Consider the following 13,436-nt stretch of genomic DNA (forward strand, 5'->3'; position numbering starts at 1 on the left):
ATGGCGTTCGCACCGATGGGAGTCATCACGCCGGCGGTCGGGAGGATGGCCTCGGCTCTTTCCCGGCTGACGCGGCATGGGGGCAGCGCGTTCCCGGGTCTTGTCGCCGAACGCATCGACCCGGGGTTCCTGTCTCGGACCCTCGACCGGCTTCCATGCGGGGTCGTTCTGGTGTCCGGGACCAACGGCAAGACGACCACGACGCGCATGATCGCCACCATGCTTGAGGAGCTGGGACTGCGCGTTTTCACCAATCCTACGGGCTCGAACTTCACAAGGGGCGTGGTGTCGGCGTTGCTGGGGGCCGTGGATCTGCGTGGTCGGTTGGATGCGGATATCGCCGTTCTTGAGCTTGACGAGGCCTATGCGGTGAGGTTCGTGGCTCAGGTGCGCCCACGGTATGCGGTGCTGCTCAACGTTCTGCGCGACCAGCTGGACCGTTTTGGCGAGATCGACCACACCGCCGATCTGCTGGGACGGGTCGCGGCCGCGACCACGGGCGTCGTGGTCCTCAACCGCGAGGATCCGCGGATCGCTGCCCTGGCGTCGCGGGCCGCGACGGGTGTCGACGTGAGGTATTTCGGTCTTGAGGATAGGCTGCGCACGCTGTTCCCCTCCGATGACGATATGCACGCCGGTGACGGTACGGATACAGCGGATGCTGCGGATGTGGCGGATGCTGCGGAACCGACGGGCCGGACGGGGGCCGGACGTCTTCCCGCGGATGTGACGCTGGCGTCGGTCGGGGACCATGAGGCCACGTTCATGGTGGATGGCGTGGAATCCACCACGGACGTCCGGCTTGAGGGCGTCTACAACCTTTTCAACGCGTGCGCGGCCCTGACCGTCGTCAGGGCGGTGATGCGGGAACTGCGATCCACGGATCGGATCGTTCCCGTTTCGCATGGGCCCGGGAGCGGGACCGAGACGGGGACGGGGATCGGAAACGGAAACGGAAATGGAAACGCGTCGACGAGCGTTGCCTCACCCTACGATGATGAGATCATGCGCGCCCTGTCCACCGTCACTCCGGCGTTCGGCCGCGGAGAATCCATCGACGTCGACGGAACGCCGGTCGAGCTTCTGCTCGTCAAAAACCCCATGGGATTCCGTTTGTCCCTGGCGTCCTTTCCCCCGCAGGGCCATGACACGATGATCGCCATCTGCGACGAGTATGCCGACGGACGCGATATGAGCTGGCTGTGGGACGTCGACTTCCGGTCCCTTCGCGATTCCGGGGTCGCGATGGTGTCCGGCACCCGCGCCTGGGACATGGCGCTCCGGTTGGATTACGACGAGGTGCCCATCGGCGACGTCGACACCGATCTGGAGTCCGCCGTCGGCCGTTTCGTGCGATCGTCCCCGGGAACGCCCAAGCATCTTTACTGCACGTACACCGCCATGCTGCGCGCACGTTCGGTGCTTTCGCGCGTGGCTTCGGTCGCCGACGCGGGTGTGGGACGATGACGGCGAAGGGCGGGACGATGACGATATCGGCGAAGGGAGACCGCGGTGTCCAGGGTGATTGACGTCATGTCGCTGTATCCGCGCGATATGAACATCTATGGGGATTGGGGCAATGTCCTGACCGTCCTGCGACGCTTGCGCCTGTATGGCTACGAACCACGCCTCCACGCCTACAATCAGGGCGATGTCTGGCCCGCCCACGTCGACGTCGTTCTCGGAGGCGGCGGACAGGACAACGGTCAGAAACGCATCACGGATGACTTGTTCGCCCATGCCGACGATCTGCGATCGCTTGCCGAGGACGGGACGCCCATGCTGATGATCTGCGGCCTGTACCAGCTGTTCGGCGAGTACTTCCAGACGAGCGACGGATCGCGTCTTGGAGGGATCGGGATCCTGGGAGTCTATACGGAGGGCCATAAGAAGCGGATGATCGGCAATCTCGTCGAGCACACCCGCGACTTCGGCGACGTGATCGGATACGAGAATCATTCGGGGCAGACCTTCCTGCGCGATGGCACCACATGCCTGGGACGCGTCGACCATGACGGCACGGGCAACAACGGCGAGGACCGCACGGAGGGCGCGCGGAAGGGCAACGTCATCGGAACGTACATGCATGGATCGGTTCTTCCCAAGAATCCCCGTCTCGCGGACTTCCTCATTCGCACCGCGGCCGAACGCCGCTATGGGGTCTTCACGCCATCGGACGACCCCGCTCTCGTCGCTAGTCTGCGGAAGGTGGATGGGATGGCGGACAAGGCCCGTAGGGTGGCGCAGACGCGCCCGAGGTAGCTCGTTGTGCGATAGAGTGGACGTACCTTGTCAAGGAGGCAATCATGGGTGATCTCAATTTCGGAGAAGGTCTGCGCAAGGTGTTTCTTGCCGGCGTCGGAGCATTGGCCACCACGGTCGAGAAAAGCCAGGAGATAGTCGATGGTCTCGTCGCCAAGGGCGAGCTGACCGTCGAGCAGGGGAAGGCGCTCAACACCGAACTCAAAAGGAAGGCCGCCGAGAACCGCGCGTCCTCGGCCGCTCCCCATAAGGATTCTGCGGAGGGGTCGTCCGACGCGGAGGATGGTGCCGCCCACGCCCAGTAGCGCGGACGCGGATTCGTTCATGGACTATGCGGATGAGGAGACCATCGGGCTTCTTGGCGGCCGACGGCAGTCGATGTCGACCCGATACCACCTCACGCGGCGCGGCGCGGCGCGGCGTCTGGTCGAGATAGCGCGCATAGCCAATCGCTTCGACGTCCTCCACGGGCTCACGCCCGTCAAGATGAGGCTGATGTTCGAGGCGCTGGGTCCCACCTTCGTCAAGGTCGGCCAGATTCTGTCCATGAGGTCCGAGATACTTCCCCAGCAGTTCTGCGATGAGCTCGCGAAGTTGCGCGCCAACGCCGATCCCATGCCGTACGCCACGGTTATCGGGGTTCTGGAACGGGAATACCGGCGTCCCATCGACGAGGTTTTCGCGAGCATCGATCCCAGTCCTCTGGGATCCGCGTCGCTGTCCCAGGTCCATCGTGCCACGCTGGTCGGAGGCGAGGACGTCGCCGTCAAGGTTCAGAGGCCCGGCGTCCGCGAGACGATGGCCCAGGACGTCGCCATCATGCGGTCGATCGCGTCCACGGCGTCGAAGGTCGTCCGCAAACCGCAGGTCGTCGATCTGCGGGGCGTGGTCGAGGAGCTGTGGGAGACGTTCGAAGCCGAAACCGACTTTCGTGTGGAGACCCGCAATCTCGTCGAATTCAACAGCTTCTGCCATGACTTCGCCTATATGGATTGCCCGAAGCCATACACCGATCTGTGCACGGAGCATGTGGTGGTCATGGACTACATCGAAGGGATATCGGTCTCCCGGCCCGATCTTCTCACCAGAGAGGGGTATGACCTCGAGGAGATCGGCACGAAGCTCGTCGACAACTATGCCACGCAGGTCCTTGACAGGGGCTTCTTCCATGCGGATCCGCATCCGGGGAACATCATCGTGTCGGGCGGGTGCATCGTTCTTATCGATCTCGGGATGACGGGCCGCCTCAACGGTCGCACGCGCTCGGCGCTGCGCGACATGATCTTCGCCGTGGCCGAGCAGGATTCCCCGAGACTTGCCGATGGTCTGCTTCGCTTTGCCGGCACGGAGGCGGAGGTCGGCGACTACCCGGCGCTGCTGTCGGATCTGGATTCCATCGTTCAGGAGTATGGGACCGTCGACCTCACGGATCTCGACCTCTCCGCGTTCCTCGCGGCCCTGACGCAGATGGCGTCCCGGCATGGCATAGAGGTCCCCAGCAGCATCACCACCGTCGGGAGGGCCCTGGTGACGCTCGAGGGGACGCTGGACGAGTTCATCCCCAACGTCAATATGATCGAGATCATCTCCAAACACATGGCGCAGTCGAAAACCACCTCGTTGGCGTCGGATGAGCTGCGCAGGTTGGGCGCCGAGGGGCATAAGGCGGTGCACGGCCTGCTGGCGGCCCTGTCGGAATCGCGGGTGGTGTCGCGGATGCTGACCCGCGGGCAGATCAGGGTCAATCTTGAGCTCGTCGGATCGCGCGAGCCGATGCTTCTTCTCTCCGACATGGTCAACCGCCTGACCATGGCTCTGATCGTCGTGGGTCTTTTCGTGGGGTCGTCGATCGTGTATTTCGCAGGGATGAAGCCGGTGGTCTTCGGCATACCGGTGATCGGATTCCTGGGATACGTGGTCGCGTTCGCGCTGTCCCTGTGGATCGTCGCCGATATCTATATCAAAGGGCGGCGCGCCCGGAAATAGATGCAGGTTTCGGCCCGGTGGCGATGGCCCTTGCCGGGGGTCGCATCCGGGCTAAGCTCAAGGAGGACGCGATGAGGAGGACACCATGAAATCCACGAGATCCGCCGATTTTTTGAGGCGTGCGCTTGTTCTGGGCTCGGTCGCCGCCGGGTTGGCGGCTTGGGCGGTGGCGCCCCGGGCGCGCCGTGACGCGATCACCCACGCGGTGCCCGGCCTTCCACGGGTATGGTATGCCCATCGCGGACTGCATGACGCAGGATCGGGACTGACCGACGCATACTCGGCGCATAGCGGCGAATACGTGGCTCTGGCCAGAAGGATGGCCTTGCGCGCCGGATACGGATCCGCCGATGCGACTGGCCCGATCGCCCCCGAGAATTCATTGGCGGCCTTCGCTGCCGCCTGCGAGGCCGGATTCGGGATCGAGCTCGATATCCAGCTCACTCGTGACGGGCGGGTCGTGGTCGTGCACGACTCCACCCTGATGAGGGTTGCGGGCGATCCGCGTCGGATCGGGGAGCTGACGTATGAGCAATTGTGCGCGATTTCGCTTTTTCCCGCTCCCGCGCTTCCCGGCGATGCCGTTGCGGCTCCGGCGAAGGAGGGTGCGGCTGCGACCTCGTCAGGATATACGCAATCGGGATACGCGCAGCATGTGCCCCTGCTGTCCGACGTCCTCCGACTGGTCGACGGCAGGGTCCCTCTGATCGTCGAATACAAGATGCCGAGTCTGGAACAATGGGACGACGGCTGCGAGAGTCTTATGGAAAAAGGCGACGCACTGCTCCGCGACTATCAGGGTGAGTACGTCGTCGAATCGTTCCATCCCGGGGCGCTGCGGTGGTATCGGATGAACGATCCCGCGGTATGCCGCGGGCAGCTGGCTTCCAGGGCCGATCTTCACGAGGATGGGCTCAAGGCGTGGCTTGCGGGGGAGCTGTCGCTGAACTGGATGTCGCGTCCCGATTTCGTGGCCTATGACTGGAGCGACGGGAACGCCCCTGCGGTTCGGCTTTCCCGTTTCCTCGGGGCGGTGATGGTGTCCTGGACGGTACGGAGCCCTGAGGAATACCAGCGTGCGCGGACGATGTTCGACAGGCACATCATCGAATCGTTCGTCCCCTCGGACGATGTTCCCGGCCCTGTGTCAGGTGGCGGCACCATCCTATAGACGCCATTAGGATATAGGCGTCGCCAGGATCATCGGGTCAACCGGGGTCACCGGACGCAGGCCGCCGCTTACCGGTTCGTCGGATGCCGTCGCACAGATCGGCGCCCGCTGGACCGGCGACGACTCCGTCGGATCGGATCGGTATGAGATCTAGTCGATCAGGCCGTACAGACGGTCCCCGGCGTCTCCCAGACCCGGGACGATGTAGGCGTGCTCGTTGAGATGGTCGTCGACGGCGCAGACCACGACTTTGAAATCGATGGAGGGGTCGATGTCCTTCTTGAGCCTTTCGAGACCTTCGGGCGCGGCGATGATGTTGATCGCGGTGATGTCTTTGGCCCCCCGCTCCGCCAGATAGTGGGTCGCGGCCACAAGCGTCCCGCCGGTCGCCAGCATCGGATCCAGAAGGAAGCACTGCCGTCCGGTGAGATCTTCGGGAAGCCTGTTGGCGTAGGTGATGATGTCCAGCGTGGCCTCATCGCGGCGCATTCCCAGAAAACCGACCTCGGCGGTGGGCAGAAGGCGGGTCATTCCGTCGAGCATTCCCAGTCCAGCGCGCAGCACCGGCACGACCATGGGCTTGGGCGCGGCGATTTTCTTTCCGATCATGGGCGCCACGGGGGTTTCGATGGGGGTGTCCACCAGATCGAGGTTGCGCGTCGCCTCGTAGGCCTCAAGCGTGACCAGCTCGGAGACCAGCTCGCGGAAGATATTGGAGGGGGTGTTCCTGTCACGAAGGACGGTGAGTTTGTGTTCGACCAGAGGATGGTTCACGACATGAAGTTCCATGTCTACAAGCCTAAGCCCTTGTCGTGGCATGACGCACTCCATCGCTTCGGCACGGCGTTTCGACGATGGGCGCCGTCGACGATCCGGCCTGCGTCGACGGTTGACGCGGGCACCGGGATGGGCTGAATCTGGTCGCGACGAGATGGGAGGAAAACGGAGAGAGGAAAGAGGGAGAAGGACGTCGGACCGCGAAAGCGCCTGTCGGCGCAAACGCCGCTCGTAGCGGCAACAAATGGAGCCCGGGGCTTAAGCACGACCCGACGTCGACCCTCAGTATATCCCTCCGGTCGATGGTCTAGGGACGATACGCGCGCGGTGGACAAATGATTGACGATGCGTAGGATGGCCGGTTGGTCCCGATGGTGACGCGTGGAAGCTATTCGAGGCGTCCCCGCCGCCATAGCGACGCCCCATGATGGAAATCGGACGAGGTGGAATCCAGATTGGCGGCTTTGTGGATGAGCTGTGCCCTCGACGTAGGCGTGTCCGTCAGCGAATGCGCCTGAACCCTCATCCCGTTGGCGATAACCGCGGTGAAGGCGCTTGCCCTGTCCAGAGCGATGGCGAAGTCGCCGGTGAACGCCCCGGAGAGGATGGAATCCGCGGTGCGGGAGATGTCCTCGGCGGCGGGCGCGGAGTCGAGTCCAGTTATCGCGCTGGCCGAGGTGGTGGCCGGTTCCCCCAGATTCCACAGCCGCGCTATCGTCTCCGGTTCACGGTGCATCCACGATCTCAGCATGTACAGTCTCCACAGGATTCCGGGAAGGGAATCCGGATCCGCGTCGCTCCACAATTCGGCGATGATGTCCACGCCTTCAGTGTCGACGATGGTCAGAACGCGGCGCACGATGACGGGGTCGGTGCTGTGGTGGACGCGGTCGAGTAGCGCGGCGGCGGACACATGGCTCATCTCGCTGATCGCCTGGGGATCGAGGCCTCCGGCGAGATGGTCCACTATGCCGGGGGCGAGTTGCCCGGGGCGCGGGGGTCGGTGCGCGCCAACGCGTGACGGGACGAACGCCGTTCCGCTGGGCGCGATGGACCCGGGGGATAGCCGAATCGGATCAGTGGACAAGAGGCACCACTTTCTGGACATCGATGATGGAGGGACCGTCCGGTCCTGCAGTCAGGGATAGCACAAGGGCCGTTCCCGTGGGCATGAAAGGGGAGGATTCCACCAACAGCGAGGCCTGTGTGCGGGATGCGCAGAGGGGACGAAGATGCCGGAACATCGCACCGATAACCGGCCGGTGCATACATATCGCCGTTGTGGATTGTCGGCTCACGCAGTCGTCCATCTCCTGCAGCACCCGGTTCCATGAGCGGTCGGGATCGTCGGCGAAGGCGTCCTCGGTCAGTTCCTCGGCGGTGGTAAGCGGAATTCGGGTATGAAAGGCATAAGGTTCCAATGTCTGTATGCATCGGAGCCAAGGGGATGACACCAACCGCGATGGGCTGAAGCACGACAGCTCCCGGACGAGTCCGTAGGCGGCGCTCGCGCCTTTGGGTGTGATGGGTCGGTCTCCGTCCGTCCCGCGCCATTGCTTGCGGGGTTCCGCCTTGGCGTGTCTGACGAGGATGAGCGTCGCGGCTCCCGCCGATTCCTCGATTCGGTCCACGAAGGCATCGAGGATGTCACGGTCCTGTGAGTGGGAGAGCAGTTTTCTGGCGGCGCGCACCGGAAGCCAGCGGCGCTCGTCGATTTCGTGCGGATCGGCGGTCAGCACCGGTCCGAAGGCGGCTGAGCGTCGGCTGATCTGCGAATCGTCCAGCAACTGGGCCATCCAGTACATGACGTGCTTGATGTCGCCTCCGACCCCATGCGCTTTCTTTCCCTTGTGTCCCTCGGCGTCCAAGGGGTATTCCGTCTCGCCGAGACGGGCCCCCAACCGTACCGCCCGGCCGGTTTCCTCCTCGATTTCCCGCGCGGCCGCATGGCGGTGCGACTCATTGGGCTCAAGCTTGCCCTTGGGCCAGCTCCAGTCGTCATATCGGGGACGATGAACCAGACACACCTCCAGATCGTCGATCCGTGGGCCGCCGCCTAGCGTGCCATCGTCCGGCGTGCCATCAGTCGGAATGGCTTCGCCGGGGGACCCCGGAACCTTGGGTGCGGAAACGGATGAAGTCATGCGATAGACGATTCCCCCGGCGGCCTCGATGATATGGCGCATTCGTCTTTCCCCTTTCGCCGGCAATGTCCTGTCGGCAGTGCTTCCGGAGGGACGTCCCCGAGCGCCCCTCCGATTCCCGTCATTCCGCGATGCTAGACGTGGGCGACGGTTCGGCTCACGAATGCGGTCGACGCTGATGCTTGCGGATCAGATACTCCTGGGAGTCCACAAGAGGCCGTCCGCCCTCATCTCGTGAGTGACGCTCATAGGCCCCGTTCGCGCGCATATGCCAGGACACGGTGCTGTCCGACATCTGCAGATCGATGTAGTTGATCAGCTCCTCCACCTGCTCCGGTGCGGTGATGCGCACCAGAGCCTCGACGCGGCGGTCGAGGTTGCGGTGCATCAGATCCGCCGATCCGATCCATACCTCGGGGCCCGACGACGGTCCCTCACCGATCTGGGGACCGTCCGAGTTCGCGAACGCGTAGATGCGGCTGTGCTCGAGGAATCTCCCCAGAATCGACCTCACTCGGATGTTGTCGCTGAGACCGGGGACGCCGGGTTTGAGCGCGCAGATGCCACGTTCGACTATGTCGATTCTGACTCCGGCCTGACTGGCACGGTACAACGCGTCGATGGTCTTCTCGTCCACGATGGAGTTCACCTTGATGCGGATCCATGCGTCCTTGCCGGCGCGGGCCGCGTCCTCCTCGCGACGGATGCGCTGGATCAGACCGGTGCGCACGGTTCGCGGCGCGACGAGAAGCCGGTGGAAGCTGGACTTCGGCGCGTATCCGGACAGCTGGTTGAATAGGCGGGTGAGGTCCTGTCCGACCACGGGATCACAGGTGAGCAGCCCGAGATCCGTGTACAGACGTGCGGTTTTGGGATTGTAGTTTCCGGTGCCCACATGGCAGTAGCGTCGCAGGCCGTCGTCCTCCTGACGGACGACGAGGGAGAGCTTGCAGTGCGTTTTGAGTCCCACGATGCCATAGACCACATGCACGCCAGCCCTCTCCAGCTTGCGGGCCCAGGCGATGTTGGCGTCCTCGTCGAAGCGCGCCTTGATCTCCACGAGCGCCAGCACCTGCTTGCCTGCATGGGCGGCGTCAATGAGGGCGTCGATCACCGGCGAGTTGCTGGAGGTGCGGTACAGCGTCTGCTTGATGGCGAGGACCTTCGGGTCGGCCGCGGCCTGGGAGAGGAAGGCCTGCACGGAGGTCGAGAACGAGTCGTAGGGGTGGTGCAGAAGGATGTCGCGTTCGCGGATGGCCGCGAAGATGTCCTGCGCCCGGCTGGACTCAACCTGCGCGATCTGGCGGTTCGTGGTCGGGATGAAGGGACGGTATTTGAGATCCGGCCGGTCGATTCCCTGAAGCTCGAACAGGACCGTCATGTCCAGCGGCGGAGGGAGGCGATAGACCTCCTCGGCGCTGATGCGCAGCTGCCCGGCGAGAAGCTGCGAGAGGAAGGGACTGGTCAGATCGGATATCTCGAGCCTGATGGGCGGCCCGAACCGTCGGCGCAGAAGCTCCTTCTCCATGGCGTTGAGCAGGTTCTCGGCGTCGTCCTCCTCGACGTCGATGTCCTCGTTGCGGGTGAGACGGAAGGACCGGGCCTCCTTGATGATCATCCCGGGGAACAGGGTCTCCAGATGGGAGATGATCAGATTCTCCATGGTTATGAAGCCGTAACGTTCCTCGCTCCCTTCCTCGTCCGTCAGATCGTCGACGGGGACAAGGCGATTGAGGTTTCCAGGGATCTTGACGCGCGCGAAATGCGATTTCCCCGAGTTGGGGTTCTCGACCAGAACCGCCAGATTGAGGGAGTTCCCCGAGATGTAGGGGAAGGGGTGCGCGGGATCCACGGCCAGGGGCGTGAGAACGGGGAAGACCTGCTGCCGGTAATAGCGTGAAAGGCGTTCCTGTTCGGTGGTGGTGAGCTTGTCCCAGCTGAGAAGCACGATGTGCTGGTCCGCGAGTTCGGGAAGTATGCGCGAGTTGACGTAGTTGGCATGCTCCTCCTGCAGACGGTGCGCCTCCTCGTTGATGGCGTGCAGCTGCTGCCGGGGGCTGAGACCAGACGGAGCGGTCACCGCGATGCCCGAATCGATTCGCCGTTTGAGGCCCGCCACGCGCACCATGAAGAACTCATCGAGATTGGACGCGAATATTGCCGCGAAGTTCGCCCTCTCCAGCAGGGGGACGTCCTCGTCCTCGGCGAGCTCAAGGACGCGCTTGTTGAACTTCAGCCAGCTGAGCTCCCGGTCGAAGAACCGGTCGGCGGGAAGCTCCTGCTCCCCATCGGGCGACACCCGACGATCCGTTTTATCGGTCTCGGCGATGTGCTCCGCTATCTGGCTGCGGAGAAGGGCCCGTGATGGTGCGTCAAAATTCTGTGCCATGTACCCACTGTAGGTCGACGACAACGATATTGGTGATCCGGTTCGCATAAATTCAGACGGTGTTTACATAACGGCGGTGCGGAGCGTCTGAACGGCGACGGGATGCCGTTGAGTCGACACGCCGGAGAGTACGGTGAAACGAACTGAAACGAACAAAAAGGCCGATCTTCGTGTTCGGATTCGCTCAACGGGTCGGTTCAAACGAGAGATTCGCGACAAAACAGATAAGTTATGAACAAACGGGCTGATGCGGTTGTGAACGGCGTGATAACAGGCATAATAGGAGATGCAAGCACAAGTTAAGAGATGGAAGCCCACAAAGGTCAATGGTCACGAGGACCATCTGTTGGACGGGCATTGGATAGACTTACCGTCGCAACAAAGAGGTTGTGCAGAGATTCCATCGGATTGGTGCTTGCGGAGGAGGCCTGCGGATGCGGGCCTCCTCCTTTTTTGCGCTCGTTCTTGTGTGGCGTGTGCCGTTGATGGCGCGTGTCGTTGATGGACGGCGTCTGACCACAGCGGGGCGTTCGACCACAGCGGGGCGTTTGATGACCACAGTAGGGCGTTTGACCACAGCGGGGATACGCCCGCGACGGATGCCCACGGTGGCGGTTATCTGGAGGCATGAGATCAGCGCCACCGATATCAGCGCCACCGATTCCGCGGGACGGTGGATCGCCGCCTTCGCCGCCGCGTTCCCATGCCGGGATCCCGGCATTCATGGGGTCGCCGCCTTTGCCTGGTGGAGGCGTCTGCGATGGCGGCGTCCCCTACGGGCACGACGGTCGGGTGCCCCTAGCGCGCGATGGAGCGCAACGGCCCTCCTTCGGGCGCGGCGGTGCGGACGCAGGGGATGATGCGCAAGAAGGCTATGTGGTTCCTGTGGTGGGTGCGTCCGGCGGCATTGGAGTGAGTTCGTTGTGCGCTATGGTGTCGCGGGTGCTGTGCGGGGATGGTCGGACGGGATGCGTGCTGGTGGATGCGGATCGTGACGGCGGTGGTCTGGATGTGCTCGTAGGCGTGGAGCACGAGACGGGCGCGCGTTGGCAGGATCTGCGTCTTGATGAATCGTTGCCGGATTCCCGGTCCCTGGCATCGCGGCTGCCCGTGTGGGATGGAGTCCGGATCCTGTCGTGCGGGGTGGGTGGGGGCAGTCTCCCCGATCTTCGGGATATCGCCGAGGTGTCAGGTGGTTTGGCGCTGGCCGGGCATGGTCCCGTCGTCGTGGATTGTGGCCGGTCGTATGAGATGTGCGGGTTGATGGATGGTGTCGCCCTGTGTCGCGTCGTGGTGTGCGAGCTTACCGTTCCCGGCATCTCGCGTGCCAAACGGCTGCTGTCCCATATCCGGTCGCGTCCACTGTGCCTGGTGGGGGTGCGACCCCATATGGCCAGATCGGGTCGTGTGGCGGTGGATATGAACGACGCGGCGCGGTACCTCGAGGTCGAGGATGATGTGGCGGTGGCCGGACCCATGCCATCGTCGCGTCGTCTATGCGAGAACATGCTGTCCGGCCTGGGCTTCTCCGCCGTCGATCGATCCGTGCGCGCCGTCGTGCGATCCGTGGCGTCCTTCATCCATGAGATCCATGAGTGCGGGGGGGAGGGGGCATGAGATTCGGACCTCTTGATCCCATTATGAGCGACCCGTCCGTGACCGATGTCGCCGTGACCGGTGACGGAACGGTGTGGGCGGATCGTGGATGCGGGATGGTCAGGGAGGCCGGAGTTCCGGCATTTCGCTCGCCGAGGGCCGTTCGGGAGTTCGCCGTCGGCCTGTGTGCGCAGATGGGCTGTCGACTGGATGACGCCAGCCCCATCGCCGACGCCGCGTCGCCCGAGGGCTTGAGGGTGAACGCCGTCATAGCGCCGTTGGTCCCGGATGGCGCAAGTCTGTCCATACGCGTCCAGCCTCGTGACGCCCCCGGGCTGGACGCTCTCGCAGACAGGGGGATGATGCCGTCGTCGTGGCTACCGCTTCTTCGGTCTCTCGTTCGGCGTCGCGCCAATATTCTCATCATCGGAGGGACCGGATCAGGGAAGACGACATTGATGCGCGCTCTGCTCGCCGAGTGCGGTGGCGATGAGCGCGTGGTGAGCGTGGAGGAGGTCCGGGAGTTGGGAAGCATCGGCGTGGCCAACCACGTACCCTTGGCCACGAGGAACGCGAACGTGGAAGGTGCCGGAGCCGTGGGGCTGGCCGATTTGGTGCGGGCGTCGCTGAGGATGAGACCTGACAGGATAGTCGTGGGGGAATGCCGCGGGGCCGAGCTCGGCGAACTCATCAGAGCCTTGAATTCCGGGCATCGGGGTGGGATGACGACGATGCATGCCAATGGGATAGACGCGGTTGGCTCGCGTATCGTGTCATTGGGGCTTCTGGCGGGGATGTCCCCGAGGACCACCGCCATGATGGCGCGCGAGGCCTTCGACGTGGTGCTCCACATTGACAGAGTGGAGGGACGCCGATGGTTGGCGGGTGTGGGAATCCTCGTGGAGGACGCGGGTGATCTGATTTCTCGGGTGGCGCTTCGATGGACATGGCCTGGCCCATCACGGTCGGAGTTCGTCAGAGGGGACGGATGGCCGGAGTTCGCCGCACGATGGTGCTCCGCGCCGGACTCGTCGGGAGGCTCTTCGGTGGCCGCGTCGGGGCGATCGCGGTCGGGGGCGTCCGGTGCCATGGCGGGGGCGCCGGCATGACG

At 63.7% G+C, this 13,436-nt stretch carries 12 protein-coding genes; 8 read left to right on the forward strand and 4 right to left on the reverse strand.

Annotation, left to right across the window (positions count from 1 at the left end; genetic code table 11):
- The 5 genes from BMIN_RS01600 to BMIN_RS01620 all read left to right on the forward strand — a co-directional run bounded on the left by BMIN_RS01600 (position 1) and on the right by BMIN_RS01620 (position 5,419).
- The gene (locus tag BMIN_RS01600; RefSeq protein ID WP_022861198.1) at positions 1 to 1,467 is read left to right on the forward strand and encodes a Mur ligase family protein; all 1,467 of its coding nucleotides are present in this window, start codon (positions 1 to 3) and stop codon (positions 1,465 to 1,467) included.
- Between the two features lie 45 nt (positions 1,468 to 1,512).
- Entirely contained in the window at positions 1,513 to 2,262 is a 750-nt protein-coding gene (locus tag BMIN_RS01605) for a type 1 glutamine amidotransferase (protein WP_022861199.1), read from the forward strand.
- A gap of 44 nt (positions 2,263 to 2,306) precedes the next feature.
- Entirely contained in the window at positions 2,307 to 2,567 is a 261-nt protein-coding gene (locus BMIN_RS01610) for a phasin family protein (protein ID WP_022861200.1), read from the forward strand.
- A gap of 19 nt (positions 2,568 to 2,586) precedes the next feature.
- On the forward strand, positions 2,587 to 4,248 hold the full coding sequence (locus BMIN_RS01615) for an ABC1 kinase family protein (RefSeq protein ID WP_033395524.1): 1,662 nt from the start codon (positions 2,587 to 2,589) through the stop codon (positions 4,246 to 4,248).
- Positions 4,249 to 4,333: 85 nt separating this feature from the next.
- Entirely contained in the window at positions 4,334 to 5,419 is a 1,086-nt protein-coding gene (locus BMIN_RS01620) for a glycerophosphodiester phosphodiesterase family protein (RefSeq protein WP_022861202.1), read from the forward strand.
- A gap of 150 nt (positions 5,420 to 5,569) precedes the next feature.
- On the opposite strand, the gene upp is transcribed toward BMIN_RS01620, so the two are convergent.
- From upp to BMIN_RS01640, 4 genes are all read right to left on the reverse strand, one after another.
- The gene (gene upp / locus BMIN_RS01625) at positions 5,570 to 6,208 is read right to left on the reverse strand and encodes a uracil phosphoribosyltransferase (protein ID WP_022861203.1); all 639 of its coding nucleotides are present in this window, start codon (positions 6,206 to 6,208) and stop codon (positions 5,570 to 5,572) included.
- 376 nt (positions 6,209 to 6,584) lie between these two features.
- Positions 6,585 to 7,268, reverse strand: a complete 684-nt coding sequence (locus BMIN_RS01630) for a hypothetical protein (protein ID WP_033395526.1) — start codon at positions 7,266 to 7,268, stop codon at positions 6,585 to 6,587.
- Between the two features lie 4 nt (positions 7,269 to 7,272).
- Positions 7,273 to 8,382, reverse strand: coding sequence for an NUDIX hydrolase (locus BMIN_RS01635; RefSeq protein WP_022861205.1), 1,110 nt, complete (start codon positions 8,380 to 8,382; stop codon positions 7,273 to 7,275).
- A 115-nt stretch (positions 8,383 to 8,497) separates the two neighbouring features.
- On the reverse strand, positions 8,498 to 10,729 hold the full coding sequence (locus tag BMIN_RS01640; RefSeq protein ID WP_022861206.1) for an RNA degradosome polyphosphate kinase: 2,232 nt from the start codon (positions 10,727 to 10,729) through the stop codon (positions 8,498 to 8,500).
- Between the two features lie 485 nt (positions 10,730 to 11,214).
- Here BMIN_RS01640 and BMIN_RS08500 point away from each other — a divergent pair, with 485 nt between their 5' ends.
- From BMIN_RS08500 to BMIN_RS01650, 3 genes are read left to right on the forward strand one after another with little or no spacing between them, the layout of a single operon-like run.
- A complete protein-coding gene (locus BMIN_RS08500; protein ID WP_156097293.1) occupies positions 11,215 to 11,589 on the forward strand; it encodes a hypothetical protein in 375 nt (124 codons plus the stop codon).
- A 25-nt stretch (positions 11,590 to 11,614) separates the two neighbouring features.
- Entirely contained in the window at positions 11,615 to 12,346 is a 732-nt protein-coding gene (locus BMIN_RS01645) for a CpaE-like family protein (protein ID WP_162177098.1), read from the forward strand.
- Positions 12,343 to 13,434, forward strand: coding sequence for a TadA family conjugal transfer-associated ATPase (locus BMIN_RS01650; protein ID WP_022861208.1), 1,092 nt, complete (start codon positions 12,343 to 12,345; stop codon positions 13,432 to 13,434). Before BMIN_RS01645 ends, BMIN_RS01650 begins: the two co-directional genes overlap by 4 nt.
- Positions 13,435 to 13,436: the final 2 nt, after the last annotated feature.

Origin of the sequence: Bifidobacterium minimum, assembly GCF_000741645.1 — a bacterium.
In the GTDB taxonomy this organism is placed as follows: Bacteria; Actinomycetota; Actinomycetes; order Actinomycetales; family Bifidobacteriaceae; genus Bifidobacterium; species Bifidobacterium minimum.

Excerpts from the sequence above, each read along its gene's own strand:
- BMIN_RS01650 (WP_022861208.1), top strand. The coding sequence starts at position 12,343 with ATGAGATTCGGACCTCTTGATCCCATTATGAGCGACCCGTCCGTGACC.
- upp (WP_022861203.1), bottom strand. The coding sequence starts at position 6,208 with ATGGAACTTCATGTCGTGAACCATCCTCTGGTCGAACACAAACTCACC.
- BMIN_RS01640 (WP_022861206.1), bottom strand. The coding sequence starts at position 10,729 with ATGGCACAGAATTTTGACGCACCATCACGGGCCCTTCTCCGCAGCCAG.
- BMIN_RS01635 (WP_022861205.1), bottom strand. The coding sequence starts at position 8,382 with ATGCGCCATATCATCGAGGCCGCCGGGGGAATCGTCTATCGCATGACT.
- BMIN_RS01615 (WP_033395524.1), top strand. The coding sequence starts at position 2,587 with ATGGACTATGCGGATGAGGAGACCATCGGGCTTCTTGGCGGCCGACGG.
- BMIN_RS01610 (WP_022861200.1), top strand. The coding sequence starts at position 2,307 with ATGGGTGATCTCAATTTCGGAGAAGGTCTGCGCAAGGTGTTTCTTGCC.
- BMIN_RS01600 (WP_022861198.1), top strand. The coding sequence starts at position 1 with ATGGCGTTCGCACCGATGGGAGTCATCACGCCGGCGGTCGGGAGGATG.
- BMIN_RS01620 (WP_022861202.1), top strand. The coding sequence starts at position 4,334 with ATGAAATCCACGAGATCCGCCGATTTTTTGAGGCGTGCGCTTGTTCTG.
- BMIN_RS08500 (WP_156097293.1), top strand. The coding sequence starts at position 11,215 with ATGGCGCGTGTCGTTGATGGACGGCGTCTGACCACAGCGGGGCGTTCG.